Origin of the sequence: Paenibacillus aceti (genome assembly GCF_003614185.1) — a bacterium.
Classification (GTDB): Bacteria; Bacillota; Bacilli; order Paenibacillales; family Paenibacillaceae; genus Fontibacillus; species Fontibacillus aceti.
The window spans coordinates 5463511-5486068 of record NZ_KZ987724.1 but is presented as its reverse complement, the minus strand read 5'-3'; the positions used below and the strand labels follow the sequence as shown (position 1 = coordinate 5486068).

The 22558-nt window shown below is 35.9% G+C and carries 18 protein-coding genes, 1 tRNA gene and 1 pseudogene; 5 read left to right on the top strand and 15 right to left on the bottom strand.

Annotated elements, in window-relative coordinates:
• The first annotated feature begins 33 nt into the window (after window positions 1-33).
• Window positions 34-297 (top strand): helix-turn-helix domain-containing protein, encoded by a 264-nt coding sequence (locus BFJ94_RS24590; protein WP_120464966.1) that lies wholly within the window; start codon window positions 34-36, stop codon window positions 295-297.
• Window positions 290-3325: a hypothetical protein gene (locus tag BFJ94_RS24585; protein ID WP_188831509.1), complete on the top strand. Its 3036-nt coding sequence runs from the start codon at window positions 290-292 to the stop codon at window positions 3323-3325. The genes BFJ94_RS24590 and BFJ94_RS24585 overlap by 8 nt, the downstream gene beginning before the upstream one ends.
• A gap of 134 nt (window positions 3326-3459) precedes the next feature.
• Here BFJ94_RS24585 and BFJ94_RS24580 read toward each other — a convergent pair whose 3' ends face one another.
• The 4 genes from BFJ94_RS24580 to BFJ94_RS24560 form a co-directional block, all read right to left on the bottom strand.
• Window positions 3460-3786 carry a hypothetical protein gene (locus BFJ94_RS24580; protein WP_120464965.1) on the bottom strand — a complete coding sequence of 109 codons (327 nt, stop codon included), beginning with the start codon at window positions 3784-3786 and terminating at the stop codon, window positions 3460-3462.
• 171 nt (window positions 3787-3957) lie between these two features.
• Window positions 3958-4695, bottom strand: coding sequence for a DUF4365 domain-containing protein (locus tag BFJ94_RS24575; RefSeq protein WP_120464964.1), 738 nt, complete (start codon window positions 4693-4695; stop codon window positions 3958-3960).
• Between the two features lie 290 nt (window positions 4696-4985).
• Window positions 4986-6380 carry an ATP-binding protein gene (locus BFJ94_RS24565; protein ID WP_120464962.1) on the bottom strand — a complete coding sequence of 465 codons (1395 nt, stop codon included), beginning with the start codon at window positions 6378-6380 and terminating at the stop codon, window positions 4986-4988.
• Window positions 6381-6506: 126 nt separating this feature from the next.
• Window positions 6507-7376 (bottom strand): tyrosine-type recombinase/integrase, encoded by an 870-nt coding sequence (locus BFJ94_RS24560; RefSeq protein ID WP_120464961.1) that lies wholly within the window; start codon window positions 7374-7376, stop codon window positions 6507-6509.
• A gap of 322 nt (window positions 7377-7698) precedes the next feature.
• Here BFJ94_RS24560 and BFJ94_RS24555 point away from each other — a divergent pair, with 322 nt between their 5' ends.
• The 3 genes from BFJ94_RS24555 to BFJ94_RS24545 all read left to right on the top strand — a co-directional run bounded on the left by BFJ94_RS24555 (window position 7699) and on the right by BFJ94_RS24545 (window position 10024).
• Window positions 7699-7878, top strand: coding sequence for a hypothetical protein (locus BFJ94_RS24555; RefSeq protein WP_120464960.1), 180 nt, complete (start codon window positions 7699-7701; stop codon window positions 7876-7878).
• Between the two features lie 199 nt (window positions 7879-8077).
• Window positions 8078-8380 carry a hypothetical protein gene (locus BFJ94_RS24550; protein WP_120464959.1) on the top strand — a complete coding sequence of 101 codons (303 nt, stop codon included), beginning with the start codon at window positions 8078-8080 and terminating at the stop codon, window positions 8378-8380.
• An 879-nt stretch (window positions 8381-9259) separates the two neighbouring features.
• Window positions 9260-10024 (top strand): hypothetical protein, encoded by a 765-nt coding sequence (locus tag BFJ94_RS24545; protein WP_120464958.1) that lies wholly within the window; start codon window positions 9260-9262, stop codon window positions 10022-10024.
• 773 nt (window positions 10025-10797) lie between these two features.
• Here the strand turns inward: BFJ94_RS24545 and BFJ94_RS24540 are convergent.
• The 11 genes and pseudogenes from BFJ94_RS24540 to BFJ94_RS24490 form a co-directional block, all read right to left on the bottom strand.
• Window positions 10798-11163 carry a hypothetical protein gene (locus tag BFJ94_RS24540; RefSeq protein WP_120464957.1) on the bottom strand — a complete coding sequence of 122 codons (366 nt, stop codon included), beginning with the start codon at window positions 11161-11163 and terminating at the stop codon, window positions 10798-10800.
• Window positions 11164-12442: 1279 nt separating this feature from the next.
• Entirely contained in the window at window positions 12443-13873 is a 1431-nt protein-coding gene (locus BFJ94_RS24535; RefSeq protein WP_120464956.1) for a hypothetical protein, read from the bottom strand.
• Between the two features lie 209 nt (window positions 13874-14082).
• Window positions 14083-14880 carry a hypothetical protein gene (locus BFJ94_RS24530; protein WP_120464955.1) on the bottom strand — a complete coding sequence of 266 codons (798 nt, stop codon included), beginning with the start codon at window positions 14878-14880 and terminating at the stop codon, window positions 14083-14085.
• Window positions 14881-15204: 324 nt separating this feature from the next.
• A complete protein-coding gene (locus BFJ94_RS24525) occupies window positions 15205-16398 on the bottom strand; it encodes a transposase (RefSeq protein ID WP_016311143.1) in 1194 nt (397 codons plus the stop codon).
• 161 nt (window positions 16399-16559) lie between these two features.
• Window positions 16560-18344 carry a recombinase family protein gene (locus BFJ94_RS24520; RefSeq protein WP_120464954.1) on the bottom strand — a complete coding sequence of 595 codons (1785 nt, stop codon included), beginning with the start codon at window positions 18342-18344 and terminating at the stop codon, window positions 16560-16562.
• A gap of 8 nt (window positions 18345-18352) precedes the next feature.
• Window positions 18353-18562, bottom strand: coding sequence for a hypothetical protein (locus BFJ94_RS24515; protein WP_120464953.1), 210 nt, complete (start codon window positions 18560-18562; stop codon window positions 18353-18355).
• 28 nt (window positions 18563-18590) lie between these two features.
• Window positions 18591-19451 (bottom strand): annotated as a pseudogene (locus BFJ94_RS24510) (TadA family conjugal transfer-associated ATPase); the annotation flags it as partial.
• Window positions 19448-20593, bottom strand: coding sequence for a P-loop NTPase family protein (locus BFJ94_RS24505; protein ID WP_229717237.1), 1146 nt, complete (start codon window positions 20591-20593; stop codon window positions 19448-19450). The pseudogene BFJ94_RS24510 and the gene BFJ94_RS24505, both read right to left, overlap by 4 nt.
• Before the next feature lie 151 nt (window positions 20594-20744).
• Window positions 20745-21173, bottom strand: a complete 429-nt coding sequence (locus BFJ94_RS24500; RefSeq protein ID WP_120464950.1) for a thiol-disulfide oxidoreductase DCC family protein — start codon at window positions 21171-21173, stop codon at window positions 20745-20747.
• A gap of 663 nt (window positions 21174-21836) precedes the next feature.
• A complete protein-coding gene (locus tag BFJ94_RS24495; RefSeq protein WP_120464949.1) occupies window positions 21837-22115 on the bottom strand; it encodes a hypothetical protein in 279 nt (92 codons plus the stop codon).
• Between the two features lie 299 nt (window positions 22116-22414).
• A tRNA-Leu gene (locus BFJ94_RS24490) sits at window positions 22415-22497 on the bottom strand.
• Between the last annotated feature and the right edge of the window lie 61 nt (window positions 22498-22558).

The following is a 22558-nucleotide window of genomic DNA, read 5'->3' as shown; positions in this document are numbered from 1 at the left end:
AATGGGTAGAAGACATCTTAAGGAGGAATATAAATGCAAACTAAAAATGAATTCGAATGTTTTAATGACATTAGCTTACGGGGGAAATATAAGTTATTACGACAATTTAAAGGAATCAAACTCAAACAAATTTCCGCCATAGTAGGAGTGTCGGTACCAATGTTATCAATGTATGAGAATGAAATTGTTAATCTTAGCAGAGACAAAGAGGAAAAATATCGCACATCAATTATCAAAATATCTAACCAGACAATAAAAAATCTATATCCCATGAAAGAGGTGAGTAATATTGAGTAATGCTACTATTATCCAAACAAATAGTGATATATTCATAGGCTCTGATTCAGCGACCTCAGTACTATTACGTGGTCAATTATATAGATTAGATACAAAAGCGACCAAGTTGTTTAAATTCGACAACTTGGTTGTTTTTTGTTCAGGAAACCTAGACTATTGCTATAGTGTAATGAATCAATTCTCTTATCAAAGTAACAAAAATGTTTATTCGCTAAGAGAAATTCTCCTTAATAGCTACAACGGCGAAAAAATTGATGTAGTTATTGGTGAGTATAAGGATAATAAAACGTGGTTGTATCAACTTTCACCATATAATAAGTTCGATATTATCACATACACAGACATTCCTAAGGATGGAGTAAATATTCTCTCGGCGGGAATCAAAACAGAGGAATCCTATAATTCAGTTTGTAAATACATCTCAATAGGAAAAAGTGTTCCTGAAGTATTTAAATCCGTATTTGATGAAATATCTTATGAGGGTATTGGTGGTACATTAACTGTATATAGAATAAATCAAAAAGGCATTAGCGAATTTCTAAAATGTGAGGTTAAAGAAAAAGAAAATCTAAACATTTTTAATGTACAGATTGCATTGGATCATTTTGAAAAACATTTGATCGTTGGCGAACGTATTTACGGAAAAATATGGATGGGTGTTAACCTTGCACTTCAAGATGAAGATGGTGTTCTAAAATTCCAAGGTTCTAAAGGAGAAATCTTTGATCGCAACGGAATCTTAGTTATGAAATCAGGTCTTGTAGCTGAGAATCCTGACAAGTTTGGATTATGGTCATTTAACGACATTACCAGAGTTAAAATGGACAATATTGAGGGATTTGTTATTGATCGTGCAACAACTGATAAATTACATCATCCTGATGGCTGGGAGAAGATCATGTGGGCAGACCCTACAGATGGAACCTTATATACTCATGATCTGGTTGCTGAGAACATTAAGATCGTTAACAATGTTGGAGATATCATTCTAGATGCTGAGAATAACTATCTTAATCTTGGCGATCTAAGTAATATCATCATGGATAACAAATTAACATCCGTAGAAAAGATGCAGCTCATCACTGAACTGCATAAGATCGAATCTGCATATTATAGAATGTTGGAGCAAGCTGAAAAATATAAGCGATCCCAACGTGATGATGAATTTGATATAGAAGCTCAATTCCTTACTAAGACCAGCAGCACAAAAGACTTGTACTCCACGGAGCCTTTGACGAAGGCTTTTTTTGATTTACTTGATTATATGTCTCAGTACATTTCAATTGTCACTCAAGTGCCATTGAATATCGATATTAACTCTCCTCTAACCGAAAAAACTAGTGAAGTACCTGATCGAGCTGAATTCATTCTCAAATTTAAAACTTATTATGATGAAGAGAAGAGATTACGGAATTTGATCGAGGATGCTCAGTTTTATTCTGGTCTTAATATGGGTAGTTTTTACAACAACCTTGTCATTGGAGAATATGGCTTCATTGCTCTACGTAGTGATGGTAAATATCGTTCAGTGTTGAATGCTACAAATGGTTTAGCATTGCAGAAGTGGGAGAAGAACAAGTGGGTCAATAAGGTATATGCTTCTATTGGTAACTCTTCATATGAAGATGGAACTCTGATTGCAGAAGACTTAGTTGCAAAGCGTTTGAGGATCGAAAATAAGTTTGGTGATGTAATCCTTGATTCAGATGGATTGAATATTGACTTTAGCGTTATTGACAATATCATCCTAGACGATGTTATTACCTCAATGGAGAAAATCACTTTATCTAACACTTATAAGACTATCACACAACAATATATTACTCTCAAAGAGCAAATATATCGGTACGCAACGACTATTTATGATGATAGGGATTCTTCCTATTATGGATTAGATACTGCTCAACAAGAATTGGTCAGAGCTGGAAATGAGTTAGAGTCAACATATGATGCATTGACCAATTACATGAATCCTATATTCTCTAATATGAACGCTACGACCCATATAGTGAACGATCTTCACTCTACTAGATTTATATTCCACCAGAAGTGGGAAGACTTCTACAAGGCTTATGAGGGCGCTAGAGCGAAGCTGTCTGACTTCCTAGAGAAGAGTTCGCTACAACTGGGTAGGAACTATAACAACACTGTTATAGACGCTGTGAATGGCGTAGTAGTCACCAGAGGTAACTATAAGAATAAAACTACTCTAAATGCGACTGAGGGCATCAAGATTGAAAGAAACGATGGAACCGCAAGCTCTCCAGTGTGGTATAAAGTCTTTTATGTAGACGTGGATGGTAATTTATTCGCTGAGGATATGAGTACTAAGAGACTGAGAATTCTTGACGCTAAACTTGGAGATGCAATTATCTTTGACTCACTTGAAGGTATCACTATAAATGGTCAGAATGATGAGCAAATTAGATTGAATGCCAATAAAGGTATAACTATTGATGTTAAAGGCGAAAAGAGATTCTGGATTCATAATGATGGCACTCTTCGCGCTAGAAAGCTAATTATTGAACCAGATATGGAAGATGGTTTAGTTCTAGACGAAGAAACCGATGGATATATCTCCGATCTAATGGTAAATAGCTTGAAAGCCGTTAGAAACAGCAAGGATGAACAAGATTATATTTATATTCGTGATAACTTCATTAAACTGAATACAGGGACATCAGCAAAAAGTGATATTACAAAGTTCAAGTTGCATTTAACAAAAGACGATAATCAATATAGTTATCCAGAAATGATTTGGGGTCAGGGAAATGGTGTAAATGGTGGTAATATTGGATATATAAAAAAAACATCTAATGCATTTCAATTTCAGTACAATAACGATACAAATAAAACAAGAGCAATTGAATTTAATGCAAGTCAAGGAGATGCATTGCGTATTTATGCCGAAGCTGGAGAAATCAAAATTGATTCTGATACTAAAGTTACTATCTCATGTGGAGGTAGCGGTATAGTATTAAGTCCTAATGGGGTTAAAATCACTGGTACAAGAATTGATTTGAACTAATTAATAATTTATTTTTATAGGCAGCAGACATCGAGTCTACTGCCTCTTTATGTTTTTCTAACCCCAATTTAGGAAAGTATCCAAGACACTGTCAAATTTAGCATAAAGGGACTATCACATTGACTAGATTCTTTTTATTTTTTTGTTGTCTCTTTAACCTCAATTGCAATACTTCTAATAATCCGAATTGTTTTCTCATGTTCCATTTTAGTGACAGTCTCAGGAACACTTTTTTCAAACTTGCTAACCTGTCTTTCAAACATGTCTAATGTATTCTTTGTACCATCGTTATATATCTCTTCTAAAAAGCTAATAAGTTCTATAGCGTCTGCTTCTGATTGAAATGGTATGCTGAATCCTTTGACCACTTCATTCTTTTGATTGATTAATTCAACATAATATTTATCAAATTCATAGTAAACAGCGTATCTTAACCCGTCATTTCTCTGTTTTATGTACAATTTTCCTCTTCCTCTTTTTTTTGTTTCTGTTTAAGGATATTACCAAAAGCCTACTACACCAACCCAAAATGTGTTGAGTAGACAGTGAAAACAAGTATGTACGTGTCCGAGGAATGTGTTTGCTCTAAATTGCTTATTTAAATTTCGGCTTCTTGACTATAACTAGGTGTATTACTCTGGATAGGATGTTAGTTGCGCTAAGTATGTTGGAAGAAACCATTCTCGACACATCTCTTCATAATTTCTCGAAAGGGTAGTCAATCCTTCCCAAAGTGGTATAACTTTATGATACAACAGATCAAAATCTTCAGTCTCCAAACCTCGCTCTAATTCTAAAATCCTATGATAGTATATTTGCACGATACGCCATTGCTGTGCATCCCAAATGTCAAATCTGCTAATTATACCTATGAAGTGTCTGAGAGTCGTAAGCACACTATCTCGATCACTCCAATCAAGGTAGTGCAACTCCTTTTCCTGATAGATAAACTTCATGAAAGCAGAATAGAATTTTATCCTTTTAGCGTAGAATTTTATTCCTACTAAATGTTCGTGTAATCTGGAAACCTCATTCTTTACGGGGACGTTTATGACTTTACTTTCTTTCTCGTAAAAATTGGGGTCTTCAGGAACTATGACCTTATCTATCAAGTCATTCAAACATACAAAGAACACTTTTCTCATATCAAGAGAAACAACAAAGAGTATCACAGGTATTCCTGACCCCATCGATTGAACCGTTAGAAGTAAGCTTGTGTCAATCGGGAACTTAATCACTTCAATCTCAATCATTTCTTCTTCGTTGTTTCTTAATGCTGTCTTCTCAACATTATACCGAGCATACACTTTTATGGTCTTAATTTCTGTTGAATGTATGGCTTTTACTTGAGCAAAGAAATGTTCTCCCAATGTTCAGCCATGTTTGGTTGACCATTAACATACTCAAAACATTCAATAGCCAGATCAAGACCATAGTCGGGTTTATAATCTCGAATTACCCACTCTGCTGGGAGAGATTCATTTATTAGGCTTAGCGAGTCGGATTCCATTATATGTTGTAATGGTCTTCTTTTCATGTGTGATGTTTTTTCTTTACTAATGTTCATCTCTCCTTGGTCTATTTCATAACACTCACTCAAAGTTTCTGCAAAATTTATTAAGTCGCGCATGTTTTTCTTTTAGCTTTACTTGCATTAGGCTTAATAATCACAGTCAACTGAAATATCTAAAGTTCTTTCACCACTAAAAATCACTTTCATATTCTTTTCATCATATTTTCTATGACGAATCAATTTATTTTGTACTTCGTACATAAAATTATACTCTATATGAATTTCTCCATCTATTATATGTATTCTTCTAATTAATTCTGAAATAAATTTACATACAAAATTAGTATTACTATGTGTTAAATTAGTCATTATTTTTTCATTTAAAAATCTTTCGTTTACTCCAGGGGTTTTTTCCAATTCCTTATAGTATTGAACACTTAAATGCTTTTTAAATTCATTGTATGATGATTCCCCAATATTATCCAAATACTTCTCATAATTTTCATACATAATCATAGTTTCATTCAACCAATTCCGTTCATCTTCTTTTGGTTTTAATTCTTCTCTTTTATTACAAGACAACCATTTTTTAAAATAAGAAAACTCTTCTGCTGTATTGCTGAATATTTTTTCAACAGCATTACCAAAACCGTAATTAAACAATCCTAGTTTATCTTCCGTTTTCTCTAATATTACATATGTTATCAAAGGCTCCTGTATAAATGGTTTATTCATATAGATTGTTGTTTGGAAAAAGTAATCATGCGGTAAATCAAATATCTCAACAGCACGTAATAAATGCTCTAGTTTAGGAAATCTCTTACCGTCAAAATAATCATCAATTGCATTAACCTCAAAACCTAACAAAATTCCTATTTCATATTTAGTGTACTTAGTTTGATAAAAATGGAAAATAGTGTTCAATTTATCAGCAAATGTTGCAACATCAAATTTAAATTCACCTTTATAAAAATTAGATTCTTCTTTAAACAATGAATATTCTGACTTTTTACTTTCTAGCAAATTAATGTCTTCTTTTTTAAATTCATATTTGCCTAACTGACTAATTTTATAAATAAGAGTATTTAAATCATCTATATTTGCTTTAATCGAACTTGCATTTCTACGATAATAAACAGTATTTTCACTAACTATTGGTTTTCCTTTATCATTGTATAAGTTGTCTGGCGAGACTAAGACTTTTTCAGAATCATGAATATACAATAAACCAACTATTTTTTCTGATTCTTTATAAATATTATAGTAATTTAAATCAAATATTATTTGCTCACCAGTTTGGCTTAATATTTTTTGACCTAATGATGTCGGGTCGATCTTATTTTCTATACCTTCTATATTACAATTATCATCAACACCTAAGACTAGCCAGCCGCCACCGCTATTTGCAAACGCTAATATATCTTTTAATAAATTTGCAAATGAAATGTTTGGATTTAAGTGAATATCTCTTTTATAGTCCCATTTATTATTCTCTGTTCCCTTTTCAACTAATTCAAAAAATTTTTCTAGAGAATTATACATATAAATCCCCCTCAGAAAGTGTTCTATACTTCAATCTCAAGATTGAAATAAGAGATGTAAGAGATGTTCTAACCAATTTTAGAACCATTATCTTCTTCATAATTTTGCGCACTCACTCATTCCAATTCAAATATATTTATCTACCAAAGTATCATTTACTTCAAGATAATGCTTCGTAATCGTCTCTAGATTCTTATGACCACTTTGTTTAGCAATTGTAGCAATATCAGCCCCAACTTCATGCATCGCTGTTATTTGAGTTTTGCGTAGTGTATATGGGGCAAAGCCTAGCCATTTATGTATAGTCTTACGATAAGCTGTATCACTGATTTTCGCACTTGTATAATTTCCATGCTTGTCTACTTGTCCAACAAAATAATCCTCATCTTGTAAGCCGTATTCTTTTATATACGACCTAACTGCATTAGTACATTCTAATGTAAGCCTCTTTACTTTCCATTCATTTTGTTTCTTCATATATACACTCACTGAGCGACTTTGCAAATCAATATGTTTTATTCTAAGGGTAATCATTTCACTCGGTCTCGCAGCAGTTACTAAATTAAGTAGAGTTATTGCTTTGGCTCGAACATCAAGTTGCTTAATAAGCATCAACACTTCATCTTTAGGCTGTGCTGATTGACCTTGAATCCGTTTTTGTTCACTATACTCCTGATTATTATAAATACTTCTTAATTGTGCAATTCGTTTTCGCTGCTCTGATGTTTGCAATAACTCATATACATTCTCAAGATGATATTTAATTGCTGCTGATCTTCTATTAAAAGTAGATAGTTTTAAACCATTTTCGATTGTTTCATATAAATATACTTCAAGTGATTCAAAGTTAATTTCACGGTTGTTTATTGAACAGTAGTATTTAAATCTTTTAAAATCTCCTTTATAAACATTTAATTTCTTATCAACCTGTAGTTGAATCGCATCATTCACTTTTTTATCTGTTACAAATACATCAATATTTATCAATTCACCCATTTCGCTAATCACCTCAATATGGATATTTCAGGTAACTTAATTATATCATCTTCAAGTTACGAAAAGCAATGTTTTCGTAACTTGAAGCATAAAAATGTTGAGTGGTTCGTCAACAAGTGATTAGTAGGATTCCTCTTCTATCACTTCATCATCAATCTCTAAACCCCTATAAGTACTGAAATTAAAAAACGAATGGTAATTCCAATATGTTACAATGAGTATAACAGGATACTATCCAACGTGTTCTCGTTGAAAACATCGAAAACTTATGTAACTGTTAATATGAATATTTCTTATTTAAGCGATAGGGAGATGTTGATGGATGAAGCGAGAAAAAGAAGGAAGAATAATGGCTACACAAATGGCTGCTACCCCAACTCTGGAGGGTCGAGATGCACAAAGATTGTTAGAATCGTTAAAAAATAAACCTTCTGATAGGTCACGGCAAAACGCAAAACAACTTATCTCTTATTTCAAGGAGTTCGAAAATAAAAGGAAGTAAACTATGATGAGGGATATACTATAGCTAGATTATCCGAAGAAGATTTGGAATATCTAGCTAATTTTGATTGTGTAGTTATTCCTAGAACTGCTCGAAGGAAGCAAAGAATAATAGAAGGATACTCTCAAGATATGAATGATTTTCTACATGACGAATCCCTTGATGAGGATAGATATAATTTGAAAAGGAGATGTTAAAGATGAAGAGAAAACAAGGAGAACGACAAATGAATGCTACAGTACCAAGACTTAATCTGGTTGGTAACTCTCCTTCAAAAATAAAAACTAAGAATAAAAAAGCTGATCGGTATAAGGCTATTCCATTTCACAAAATGACAGAAAAAGATAAACGTGAGAGCATGGAAGCAATGAGAGATGATGAAGAAGTTAGTTCAGCATTTCTAAAAACTGCAAAGAGACTTCCTAGCATATATGGGAAAGTAATATTAGATAGAAACAATCCTGATCATGTTAATTGGGCAGAAGGGTATGAAAATAAATAATGTTAATTCTGCCTAAAGACATAATAGATATACATTCATATAAGGATAGTTTTTATAATGTCGGCTGATCAGAATTTTACATACCTCTTTGCATTTGCTCCATTAATAATTTTAGTAACGCTTATAATAATCTCTGTACAATTAATGTCTCAAATCCTTGGGTATTTTCCCTTAATTGTAGTAGTATATATGTGCGAGCCAAGATGTGCTACCATCCTGACTCGTACATGGTCTACCGCTTAAAAGACGGTTGGCTGTTGAATAGGTGACGATCAAAAAGTAGACCGTATTTCCTTATCCAAGAGGACGGTCTACTTTTTCTTTAAGTGGTGAGAAATGTTTAATCTCCAAAGCAAACGCAATTACCATCCATTTATTGGATGATTAGATATATTTATTGAGGGGGGAGGGTTTACAGTTTTATGCATTTCATATTCCTGTACATACTGCCCAAACACTTACACGCACAAAATCACGGTGAATATTATTTACGATACGATTGAGGTAGTTTATTTGGAACTTACATAGTAAAAGATTAAGAATCTTATATCGTAAGCGTCTTCCCGATTGCATCATTATAAAAACCACAAATTTTATTAAAATCAGTTTTTGAAATGTAATTTTGAACAATTCATCGATATTTTATACTTCAAAAAAATAGAACAGAGAAAAATGAAGGAATTCCTGTTCCAAAGTTGTTGAAAATTGAAAAATCAATTGGCAGAGAACACTTCGTCCTAATAGTTTTAAGCAGAGTGTAATCATAAAACTCACTATTTATTCTTACATACATGAAAAATATGTAAAAAATGTTTTGATTTTCCTTGATTTTCCTTTATAATACAAATTATTATAAAATATTACTAAGGAGTGATTCAATTGAAAAAAATCGTTGGTATTGTTATGTCTTTTATTTTTATTTTTTCATTTGGAAATGTCAGTTTTGCAAATTCCTTATCCGAGTTAGATAGTAAAGTTCTTTACAATGCTCAAGAAATTACTGATATAGATTTACTTTATGAAAGAGCTAAACACGGGATCAGCGATGTAGTTAGTAAAAACCCTGACCAGAATATAGCATTTGTTAGCGATGCCCCTATTAATGGAACTATAAAGGAATATACAACAACTCAAAAATTATTAGCAGTCGAAAAAAATGGAGTACTTGAGGAGAGCTTCAAAACAGTTTCATTCCTAGTATATACGGAGGAAAAATCTACCGACGAAGAAAAACCCGGCCTTATTCAACCTAGAGGTAGTAAAGAAGAAGAGGACTGGGATAGCTCTAAAGGTGTAAGGGCATATTCTACAGTAAAATATACAAGATCAACTAATAATAACTTATATACTTATAAATTAGACTCTGTAAGTGGTGGTTGGAATAGTTATGATCATGGTACTTTAATAATAGAGCGTAAAGTTAAATACGGTATTACAGGAAATGCTCAAGGAAGTGGGATAGCTGTTTCTAAGTCCTCTGGAGATTTATATCCTAATCAAAATACGTTTGATTACACAGCCCCATCTTCTTGGCCTGCTCTTGAATCTAATGTTGTAATGGGAGTCAATACTTACATTACACTTAAACGTCAAAGCGGTACTTATGAATGGACTTTACATTTACAAAATAATCTTACAAATTAAAGGAAATACTCAGGTTAAGCAAATAATTCAGATTCTATCTTGTCGTCTTAGTTTTATTATAGAATTCAAACTAGTAGAGTAACTTGTTTTTAGTGGGTGATGACATATGATTATTTTGGGTCAAGTATGGCACAAAAATAGTAGGATAATCTTCTCGAAGTTTAAACATCATCTCCGAGAAATACCCTACCCAATTAGTACTTATCCAAAACGTCTGAGAATCTATGTTGTCACCCAGTTTATATAAGACAAACTGTAGTTTTAAATGGCACTAAATAAATAAGTAATCATGGATAACAAACAAGAAAATCGACAAGTAGTCGAAATTATTGCACATGCATCCTGCACAATAGATCAATATCAAAAATCTAGTGGCACTTCGCGACCGAAACAGTAAGTTCCAAACTTACATTTTCGAGTCCTATCAGAACAGGAGCGAACTGCTGGACAAAGCGATCATTTTAGAGAGCGATACGGGTACTCAAGACATTTCTCTTCATCGCAAGTGTGGCTCAGTCAGTCTTACCCTACAACAATTAATAAACATCACTCTAACGATTCTAGAGGACAATTTGAACAGAGAGTAACGTCACTTGAAGAAATAAAACGCATTCTTCTATATTCTATTTACTTTATTTATTAAGATGTTCACTATCCCACTTTTAAGTGTTGCTCTTCTTTTAATACTTTGAAAACTAATATGCGAAAAACACCTACTAAAAGAATTTAAACTAAATCACTATAAGAGCTTGTCAAGTATCTTTGAATTAGAATTACCGATATATTAATTCAAAAGTTTCTTCAGTATCGTTCCACCAAATTGTTACTTCTATTGGATTATTTTTATTTGAACAACCAGAACAAGATGTAGGTATTTGCATCTTTCCGTCGAGCAATGAAAAATCCGTAATTTCAGTAGTTCTACTTCCATTTTTTATGATTGCCTTCTGAATAGTATCAATCCTAATATTTCCAATATATACAAATTCATAAGTACCTTGTTCACGGTTATTTTTGCTATTGATTGTTGCGCTGTAATTTCCTCTCCAGCTTGTACTTTCCCCTTTATAGTTTATTGTAGTAGTACAACCAACTAGCGATATTATCATTATTGATATTAGAACTGCTTTTTTTAGCATATTTAGATAGTCTCCTTATCAAATATAAAAATATCTACTCTTTCGTTTATTAGACACCATATTAAATAATAAATGAAGCTATGAGATTAAATTCATTATACTACTAATTTGTTATATTTACCACAGATGGAATTAACAGTATGTATTTAAAATATTTAACCCACTTTACTTTGCTCATACATATTATGAGTGAATCGTAATCTCTCAGTGATATGGATACTACAAAAAAATGATCAATCATGGAAAATTATCTAGATTAGGCTTGAGGGTATTATTGTCCGGCTTTGTAGTACAGTTCCTTGCCCAACTTATTAACTATCCATCATGAATCAAAATAGTGACTATTAGTAAGAATGAACTAATTAAGGGTCTCTGGTAAGAGAAAGTAGAGAATATCAGTTTATTTCATAATTAAAAAATTTATGGTTATAGGCTCCTAGATTAAGTTTACTCATTAGGTAGATAGTTGGTTATTAACCGCAGCACACCAAGCTATGAACGTCGTCTCAGACAATCTCCAAGGTGTCTAGAAGGCTCTGAATGAACAATGTGGTAAAGTCGGAGGGTGGGAAATTAAAATCGATTTAAACGGGCGTAGAGAGCGTATAAAATACATGACTGTACTTTTCCAGTAACTTGAAAAAGTGACTTTTCTAAAAGTATCATATTTTACCTCACCTATATAATAAGAATTATATATATAATATATATACTAGTATATTAATAATAATTATATTAATAAATAATATATAATTCTAATTATATAGGGCAGGTAAAATATGATACTTTTGAGAAAGTCACTTTTTAAATTAATTGGAAATTACTATTTTTTCTATATTAAATTAGCTACTCTAAGCATTTCAAACTGGCTGCTGCTGCTTTTTCAGTTGAGTGTCTTCCAATCGGAAAGATATGAGGAATTGTAGCTGATTTATAGGTCTTCAGCCGTAAAATCAGTATAAAACACAGATTTTCTTTTTAGTCAACTTCAACCCGATATAGGAACATAATAAGAAGCCCTGTAACTTGCCTAGAACGCATTATAACTTAAAGATAACAAATAACACCTCTTCATCATTTCTGTTCGTCTCAGAGCTTCTGGGCGCCTTACAACAAGAAGAGTTCAAGTTATACTAGATTTTACTGTTACTTGGATGTAAATAGGCGGTTCTAGTGAACAAGCTATAAAGAGCAACTAAGTGCTCTTCGAAATTTGTAAAATAAAACCCACCTCCAAGGTGGGTTACAAATATATATTGAACGGTAATTCAAAAAGTCACTAAATAACTATTGATTTTACTAATTCATCGAATTTACTGACATTAGAGAGCTTACTCAATGCCGAATAAAAAGTCTTTTCAATCTCTTCAAGTGCAGTTTTTAATTTCACATTTATAGATCGATTAGCAAACTGTCCAGCGAAATTTTTGAACCGATTTGCACAGTCTGCATGAGTTAATCGTGATTGTATATCAGATTCCCATAACAGATTAACAAATATTAAAAATTGGGATTCACCAAAACGCGAAATTAATTCATCATAATAGTATGCTGCCGCATCAGAGACACCATAACCATTCCCAATACGACACAATATTAATACTTTTACATATTTATAATTAGTTTCATTTGGAATTTCGCCTGTCTTAGGTACATATGGTACTAACATCTTTGCATAAGGGGGCTCATTATGAAAATTATTCCACCCATAATGAGCTGAATACAGACCGTCCAGAATCTGATCCATTTCTATTGCTCTTTGTTCCACAGACAGATATGATAGACCTCCGACTAATGATAAAAACTCATTAGCAAGTTGTTTCCTTTGAATATCAGCGTTAGCAGAAAAAACTGCATATTTCATCCCTGCATCATTTTTTGCGTTTTTCGAGCTACACTCCCAAAAACTTGGACTTACCAGAATTAAATTATTTTTAATCCTTGCATCCAAGGTTGGATCTGTATACATACCAAAGACAGCTCTTAATATTGAATCTGCAAGATCAACAGGTAGTCTTTGAATACTCGCTTTTATTGGTTGAACATCATCTCTAGAAATATCATTTGTACGAAGATTATGGAGTAATCTCTTAATTTCCAGTACAGGACCTTCAGGTTCTCTTGCTAACACTTCCTTGATACAAGTTTGAAGCCAACTTGCCAATTGTAGTCCATCTAAATCATTGTGATTAGGATGGGCAGCACTAGCATGATTTCTCATTTCTCTGATATAATCCATATGCTTGTATCCAATATCAGTAAGAATCCCTGTATCTTTACACCCTTTAATTAACTCCCATTCATCTAATTTTGCTAAATCCTCTTCAGATTTTATGGAAGCTCTTCTCCTTACATCTGTAACAACACTATCTAAGAAATATTGAAAGTCAAAGTGCATTACTTTTTGACGTAAATTAACCACAACCTCATTCCAGATCATATTCAGTGCTGCATTGAACAAACCTGCACCACAGGCTGCAATAAACTGTGATAGGTACATAGAATTAGCTCTAATTTCAGGTGTAATCTTGTCCATAATAGCTGGGAGATTATTAATTACAGTTCTTCTTTCTTCTGAAGCTACTAATACATTCTCTGTTGGAAGACCGAGATAACTTAAAAAAGAATGTAGACCTTCTGAGAAATTCTCCACTCCACTTACTATTTTGTTTTCAGGTAACTCAGCTAATGATTTCACTTCATCAGTCATGGTCGTCCCCTCTTTCAATTTTGGTTCTTTTTTCCTATATTATAATAGATACTTCTTTTGTTTTCTATATATTATCATTTTTGTATAAACAATCAGATAATAAATATAATAACCTTTTGATTCACTTGTACCCAGTTTAATATGAAATAGAAAATAAATAACGTCCCATTTCAATCAGTTAAATTGAATCGGGACGTTATTTATTTTCTTTAGAATTTGAGCTGATCAAATACTCCATGTTTTTTACATTCTTCATGTAGGTCAATAGCATGTTCATCTATCACCTTTCGTATTCGTGTTTTATTTGAGCGAGGTATACTCGTCCAATCTTGTTTTTGTCGTCTTTTAATGTTCCTAAAATATTGTTTATCTTCTTTTGTTTTTAGATGTTTAGTAATCACACCTGAGTTAGCAACAAATTTTATCGTTGAAAGCTCATTTTGAACCCAACCAAAATCACCATTAATAAGATGCCTATCTTTTAGTTTAGGTCTTAATCTTACTTCAAATCTTGTTAGTACATCTTCATCTATCACTATATTTTTTCGTTCTAATAGTTGATTTTTTTTATCGTAATGACATATTTTTTTACTATTACGATCTCCGTAATAATAATAATTACTCGTACCCTTATAAGGTTTGAATTTAGATTTCCCCGACCGCAATAAGAAGCTTCTATCAATAGATTCATAATAATCAAAGGCTATATCTAAACGCTTGATTGTCCATTCGGAAGCTCTAATTAAATATTCTATTATTGCTGGCTTATTAAGCAACGCTTCTTTTTGTAGCAAAATCATAATATTATAATGTTTCCCTAGCCACTTTCCATTGCCACCTCTTGGAATGAAATAAATATAGTATCCTTCTTCTTTGTTGTAAATACAATGTTTCCATACTTTGTTACCGTTCCATTGAGTAAAGTCAATATGATTATAGACTTCACTTATCTGTGAACTGTTTAATTTACTTACTAGGCATAGAGTATCAACACTTACATCAATCAATATCGCATCTCTCCTCTGTCAATTTAGACATTAGAAAATACTAATAAAACATAATAATAATATTAGTTACATACGACCAATGTATGTGTTATTAATATAGCATCTAATGTCGATTAGTATTTGAATCAATTTCATAACTCTTAATTGAAGCAGTTAAAGATATTATGAAATTGATTCTTTATTTCTTAATTGAGTGTTTTGCATAATTCCGTTTCAGAGAAGAAGCGATAGCATATTCACTGTCGTTAAGGGGTAATTTTCGAAAATGGTATTATATGGGTGAAGAAAAGGGCAGACTTGCAGAATTTTAGAACAGCTCGTTTTTTAAGCGGCAGCCCGTTTTGAATGATGAGAAACGGCGAGCGCAGATGCAAGCAGAACAATGGCATTCAAATACTGGTGAGTTGTGACTTTCTGAATGCCCCGGACATGTGCGGCGTCTGCCGTCAAATAGGTTTTCAATCGGGAGTTGCAGCGTTCTACGCTGGTTCGTTCATTGTAAAGTTCCTTCCAACGCTTTGTATCCCGATGAGGGATGCTGTATCGCCGGAGATCATCCTTCGCATTTACTTTGACGACCATTCCATAGTTTGAAGACGAGCAGGCAGCCATGCCAAGCGGACAGTCGACTTTACCCGTGGCATGCGGGCAGCGAAATTTATGCATATCGCCGTCAACTCCCCAGTATGTCATCGCATAACCCATGGAACAGCACGGTGTTCCGTTCGAGGTCATGCCAGCAGGCGGTTCCTTCTCCCCCCGCAGATTAAGGGGAATGATGGCTTGTGCCTTGACGTTGCGGGCGGCCTCATAAACTTTCATTTGGTCGTAGCCCGCATCGAGTATGAAAAATCGTGTGCTCGTCCTGGACGCTGTTTTCTCGATCAGGCCCGGCGCCATTTCTCCATCATTGACATGCGCCGGCGTTACTTCCAAGGCGATCGGCAATTCACTTTTCGTATCGACCGCCAGATGAATTTTGTAACCAAACCATGTGATTTTATTGCCGAAGGAATCAATTTTTGCGCCCCAGTTCGCATTACCCGTTTGCTCGCTTTTGCGTTTGGGCTGCTTTTTCTCGTAAGCGCGGAGAGCGGCGCTGTCTATGGCGACGTTACTGCCTTCTATGATACCTTCCTGCTGACAGCGTGTGACCAAATCCTCAAAAAGCCGTTTTGCCAAGTCCTTTCTCGTCAGTTCTGAGAAAACTCGGCTTAATGTGGATATGGAAGGAGCTTCTCGATCCAGCGGAAGACCACACTGATAACGAAACCGGAGATCCGTATCCAAACGCTTATGCAACCCTGAAAAGGTACTTATTCCTTCAAGCGGCGCAGCCAAGAGTGCTCGTAGAATACCTTGTCTGCAGTATCCCTCAGCGCCTCGGGGTGAACGGCTTCTCAGTTCCTTGGCATACGGTCTCAGATCGAGAGAACTGAAGAAGATCGGCAATCTCTCCTTGGGTTGAATTTTTAAAAGTTCTTCGAAGGAAAACAGACATTCTTGGAGAATATACAAAGTGACTTCCTCCATCCTTGAGGTTTTTGGGTTTGGTCACTTGAAAACTTCTCCAAGTTGGGGTGAAGTCCCTTTTTTATGTCCGAAAATCCTTACGGCTCAAGGCCTCAGATTACTGCAAAACGCTCAATTATATACATCAGTTTACAACCCGAAAACCTCTAGATTAAATAAGGTTCAGCATATAATTCTATTTCACTCATCATAGCTTCTACCTCTTCTTCACTTAGTTCCTCTTCAACAGTTCCATTGTTTTGGATTCCTATTCTTTTTTTTCTGAATCTAATATTCTCTTTGAGTGCCAAATCTAATTCATCAAACGAAGTGCCCATAAACTTCCATTTCAAGGAGTAATCCCTAAATCCATCTTTTGTATTAATTACTATACATTCAAAAATTTCACGTAAGGTTGTATTAGATAAATTATCTACATCAACACTATTGATTTTTTCAATAAAATGTTTAAAGCGTAATACATCTTCAGAAATCATTTTTTCTTTATATACTTGCCTATTGATTTTTTCTTTTATATCTGAAATATCATTATTTACTTGTTCATATACTACTTCGTAATGTTCTTTTTCTATCTTCCCTTCAAGATATAAATCAAGAATTTGTTGTCTCCTATTCTCTAACTTTTTTAATCCCTCATTCAATTCTGAAATTGATTCATCTGATTCCGTTGTCTCGTATTTTAGATACAAATAATAGCTAAAATAACGCTCCCAAATAATATTTAAATCTTTATATGCCCTTATTTCTTCTTGAATATTCTCTAGTAGTTCTTGTTCATGTTGTAAATTTCTCTCCGAGCATTTATATTTTCCAAATTGATCATTATTCCTACAAAACCAAAGTATATAAGTCTTAGTAGGGTTATTCTGAACCTTTCTTCTCAAACTCCCACCACAATTTCCACATTTTAATAAATTTGAAAATATATGTTTGTTAGAATACCTAGTATCCGATCGTTTTAATGTATTCTTCGAAACGAATTCTTCCGATCCGTCTTCATGAATAACTAATGTTTTCTTCAAATTAAAATTCCCGTGCATCTTGAGTCTTTTATCTTTCTCTATTTGTACACGATTAAATAACTCATCATCGATTATTCTAATTGATTCATCTTGAACAATAATTTGTTTTTCAGGAGGAACCTTTTCAATAATATTTAAATTAATATCAGTTTTTCTAGTTCTATGATTTCTAATCTCACCCGTATAAACTTTGTTTGATAATAACTTTGAAATTAAACTTTGATCCCAAACATTTTTACCTGACTGGGTTGGAATCCCCTGTTCATTTAACTTCATTGCAATGCTCCTTAAGCCCATTCCCTGATTTATGTATAAATCAAAAATTATTTTAACTATTTTTGCTTCCTCATCTTTAATTACTAATTTTCCTTCTTTGATATTATAGCCGTAGGGTTTTTTCCCTCCCCACTTTCCTTTCTTAAATCCTTGCATTTTTCCAAAATGAACACTTGAACTCTTAGAAGTAGATTCTTGTTCAGCCAGTGCAGCGAACATATTTATTTTAAATTCATCATCTTTTTTTAGTGTATTAGCCTGAATATCATCAAAATATACACCAATATTATTTTTCTTTAGTTCTGCAATACATTCTAATGTTTCACGAACATTTCGACCAAATCTCTTTATATCTTTAACAAAGAGCATTTCAAATTTTCTTTGTTTAGCATCCTTCATCATTTCTTGAAAGGCTTTTCTATGTCTATATGACTTAGCTCCAGAATAGCCTTCATCTACATAGTACCCTTCAGTAAGTTCACATGTCCCGTCCTTCCTATAAAATATTCCCTCTTCAACACGTTCATATCCATTTCTTTCTATATAATCATTAAAATACGATATTTGAGACTGTATAGATTTTTTTTGTTCCTCGCTATCACTACTTACTCTTGCGTAAAACGTAACTTTCAATGGATTTCCTACCTTTCTGATTTACAGGATGAGGTCAATGAAAAATAAATATTGCAGTATTCCCAAAAAAAATAAATCCCATTCACTTTAATCAGCTCTTCAGTAACTAATTCTATTAAACCTGTTTCGATTTCTTCACCATACTCAATTGAAACCATTCCCTTAGTATCCATAAAGAAAACTAATTGTTCAATGGAATTTAATCTAACGTTATACATTTTATCACTCCGTGTCCTATTTGTTAATTATAGCATGCAGCATATCCAGCGCCTCCCTGCCTCTGACCTCACCCACGATAATCCGGTCAGGCCGCATCCGCAGAGAAGAACGGATCAAATCGCGAATCGTAATCTCTCCCTTGCCCTCCGTGTTCGCGTTGCGAGTCTCCAGTGATACCAAGTTCGGCAGCGTCACGATCTGCAGCTCTGCTGAATCCTCAATCGTAATTACCCGTTCATCCGTGGGAATAAATCGTGACAGAGCATTCAAGAAGGTCGTCTTCCCCGAGCCTGTACCCCCGCTAATGAAAATATTGTATTTGCTGCGAACCAAAGTCTGCAGGAGGCGGGCCGCCTCCTCGCTGAGTGACTCCTTCTCGATCAGCTGCTGCATGGTGAGCGGACGCTCGGGAAATTTACGAATCGTCATAGTCGGCCCTTTCAGTGCAATCGGCGGCAGTACGATGTTGACCCGGGAACCGTCCTTCAATCTGGCATCCACAATCGGAGACGATTCATTCACGACCCGATTTACCCCGGAAACGATACTCTGGATAATATCCTCCAATCTTTCCTGTGATTCGAAGCGGAGCGCAAGCTTGCGCACCTTACCATTTTGCTCGGCAAAGATCTCTTCATGGCTGTTGATCATAATCTCAGATACTGTACGGTCTTCCACCAACGGCTGCAGTACATCCAGACCCCGAAACGAGTCATATAGCCGGCGAACCCATTTTCGCTTGTCCGATGCGGTAAGATTGGACAGCCGATTATCCCGGAGCACATGCTGCTCGATATAGTCCATTAATTGCTCATCCTGAAGCGTCGAAGTAACATCAAGACCGGAGCGAATCTCTGCCCGGATCTGAGCGAACTTCTCCTCTGTCATCTTGCTCCGTTCCCTCCTTGAAGGACTCCAGTATCCCTATAGAGTCGACGGCAGAGCTGCTGTACGTCACGCTGATAGAGCGGAGAATAGAGCGCTGAAGCCTGCCTGATTCCGTTCTTCCAAGCGGATATGTAGGAGAGCATCACTTCAATCATCATCCCACTCACTGGCAAGGAGGTCGTCATTTCGCCCACGTATCGGTTTACCGTCAGTAAAGATTTTTTCATGATGTCGCTATATAATGCCGGGTGAGAATGCTCTAAATGGTGAAACCACAGCCCTGTCTTACGCATGACATTCTCGTCATCCGCAACGAGCCAGACCAGCTTATCTGCGCGCTCCAGCACCGCTTCAGCCCTGCCGTTCGGGTACGAATCCGAATCGACAATAACGGCATCATAAAGGCCGCTTGCGGCGATGAATTCAATTAGATCTACCGCCTCCTGACGCTGCAATTCAAGCATTTCATTCAAATTATCCAACGGAGCAAAGGTATCCCCCTGAAGCAGCGGATGTCTGCTGGCATAAGCAGAGATAGGCAACTTCGGGAGCTGTTGTTCTTCCGCCGCAGCCTTCAAATCATAGAGCAGACGTGCTAATCCCCCCGGCTGCCCTTCATAGGCATTCTGTCCTTCAAAGAGAAGCTTGTTACTAACAGTCTCCAGATTTAAATAAAATACCTTAGCCCCCTCGACAGCCAATTGCCTCGCGATATTCAAAGCCACTGTCGTCTTGCCCAGCCCACCAACCACTGAATGGACACCGATCACATCCGCTTTACCTTCCGAACCCTCCTTCTTGCCGAGATCTCCTTGAGCTATGCTCCACACGGCGGACAGCAATTGATGCAAGGGCTGATATTTAGGGAGACTTAATCCCGAGACAGACTCCTCCCGCTCACATAGAGTAATAGCTGTCAAACGTCCCGACTTCGTAGCCTCTAAATGATCCAGAAATCCCGGTTCAGCCAGCAAAACATCTACCAGTTCACCCGAATCCTTCATATACTTCACGAAAGCATCCTGCTGGCTGAAGCCTGTAATAATAAGCCGCCGCTCAAACTCTGAACCGTGGACATATTGTAAAAAAGGCTCCATATACAATTCGTCCTGCACGGCCAGAACCAGTCTAACGGGGTTCAATTCTTCACCTACCTCCCTACCCGAAAACAAAAAAACACCGCCCACATACCGATCTCTCGGTCATATGGACGGTGCTACCGTTCTCAAGTTCCTAATATTTACAGTCAGGATATCATAGATTAATGGTTCGGACAAGTCCCAATTTCAATTTCTATAAATCCAAAAAGCGCCCACGGATTTCCTTGGAGGGCAGCATACAAGCCTCAGCCTTGCCGAACCAACGGTACCTGTTCTTGGCGATCCAGCGGTACATCGCATCTCTAACTACCCGGGGAACAAAAATAAACACATACAATAGCGGCCAAGGAAAGCGAAGTCTCCTGACAATTCTAAGCGCGGCGGAAGAACGATTGTATAGGACGCCATTTTCCAATAGGAACATGGTATCCATCTGCACGCCATCAATCCCTGTTGCTCCATTCTGACGCAGCAATTGCTGGCCCAGTTCGGATTGCATCGCTGCGAACTTACAGCAGCCGTGAGGGTCACGCTTAATGATGAATTTCACAGCCCCCTGGCATAGAACACATACGCCATCGAACAACACGACTGCATCATCACTCATTCTTGCTTTTGGCATCAAGGACCCCTCCCCGCTACTCTCATTAGCTTAATTATAATCCTTCTTTCATACTAGTACAAAAAGGAGCGGGAACAGGTAAAGGGATGGCTCAAACTGTTGGATCTTTAACGAAACTAGAGAGCGTTATTTACTCAAAAACAGCGATAAAAAAATTTTAACGCTACTCCATATCGTTATTCCGGCGAAATCCCCCCTCTAGGTGCCTAATTCACTCCAATAGCAATCCTCAGTTTCGTTAGAATCCCAAATGCCGATTTTGGGCACAAATAGCGTTACCTAGTTTCATTACAGCTGGCGGCCTGCGAGCAAAGCCTTTTTGTTGGGCTAGACTCCAGATCTAGGGGGCCGAGCCGGTAAATACGAAAGCCTGCATTTATGCAGGAATTTCACCAATAATCCGACCCGCAACGTTAAATTCCTGCTAGAATGCAGGTATTTCCATCATGCTGGACTGTTTCCACGTAAAATGGAGGAAAAGCCTGCACATTTGCAGGAATTCCTTAAGAATAGGGGCTGGGAGGCGATAAAACCTGCATTTATGCAGGTTCGTGCCCGGAGGAGCAGGGAACATAGGAGAACTTGCATAGTATCCCCCGCTCAGAGAAATAAAAAAAGAATACGAAGGAGTAGCTCTCCCCCGTATTCTTCATCCCGCGCAGCTTATTCCGCTAGCAGCTTCTCGATCCATTGATCGCCTACAAGCTGGCTATGGAATTCTTCCGCAAAGCCCTCCATGCAATTGCAAATGTAGTCCTTACGGCATACCGGACATGGCGTCTTTTGCAGTCGGTTAATGTTGGTCAGGCGCCATTCTGGAAAACGGTGATAAAATACTCTGCACTGCGTTCCATCGGCCAATTTCACGGCAAATTCGTACAATCCTTCCTTCTCGTTGCTTCCGGCTATGGACACATTCTGAATACTTGGTCTGTAAGACATCGTCATCACCCGTTTTATTAAATTAGAAAAGCTGTTCAAGCGGAAGTTCAAAAAATCATCTTTACAAACAAAGCTTGACTTTTGGAACTCTCACTTTTGTACCTAAGTCATATTAAATAATTTTTCACTACATGTCAACTTGAATCCAATTGTCAAGGCCTGCCCGATCAGCAAAGTTCAGAAAAATAATAAATTCAAGCGTTTTCATCAACCTACAACGAACGAGTGTCATACAGTTCATCATACCCCAAAAAGCAATAAAAGATTCTTACTTTTAAGTAAGAATCTTTTATCATTAATGCGGTAGAGAGGACTCGAACCTCCACGGGCGTACGCCCACTACCCCCTCAAGATAGCGTGTCTGCCATTCCACCACTACCGCATATTATTAACTTTTTCAGCAACTCTTTTATTATACACCGAATATTTCGAAAAGTAAACGT

What these genes read in the sequence shown, in the direction of transcription:
- BFJ94_RS24535 (WP_120464956.1), bottom strand. Translation starts at nt 13,873, where the DNA reads ATGACTGATGAAGTGAAATCATTAGCTGAGTTACCTGAAAACAAAATA.
- BFJ94_RS24555 (WP_120464960.1), top strand. Translation starts at nt 7,699, where the DNA reads ATGAAGCGAGAAAAAGAAGGAAGAATAATGGCTACACAAATGGCTGCT.
- BFJ94_RS24560 (WP_120464961.1), bottom strand. Translation starts at nt 7,376, where the DNA reads ATGGGTGAATTGATAAATATTGATGTATTTGTAACAGATAAAAAAGTG.
- BFJ94_RS24590 (WP_120464966.1), top strand. Translation starts at nt 34, where the DNA reads ATGCAAACTAAAAATGAATTCGAATGTTTTAATGACATTAGCTTACGG.
- BFJ94_RS24565 (WP_120464962.1), bottom strand. Translation starts at nt 6,380, where the DNA reads ATGTATAATTCTCTAGAAAAATTTTTTGAATTAGTTGAAAAGGGAACA.
- BFJ94_RS24495 (WP_120464949.1), bottom strand. Translation starts at nt 22,115, where the DNA reads ATGTCTTACAGACCAAGTATTCAGAATGTGTCCATAGCCGGAAGCAAC.
- BFJ94_RS24550 (WP_120464959.1), top strand. Translation starts at nt 8,078, where the DNA reads ATGAAGAGAAAACAAGGAGAACGACAAATGAATGCTACAGTACCAAGA.
- BFJ94_RS24515 (WP_120464953.1), bottom strand. Translation starts at nt 18,562, where the DNA reads ATGTATAACGTTAGATTAAATTCCATTGAACAATTAGTTTTCTTTATG.
- BFJ94_RS24500 (WP_120464950.1), bottom strand. Translation starts at nt 21,173, where the DNA reads ATGCCAAAAGCAAGAATGAGTGATGATGCAGTCGTGTTGTTCGATGGC.
- BFJ94_RS24540 (WP_120464957.1), bottom strand. Translation starts at nt 11,163, where the DNA reads ATGCTAAAAAAAGCAGTTCTAATATCAATAATGATAATATCGCTAGTT.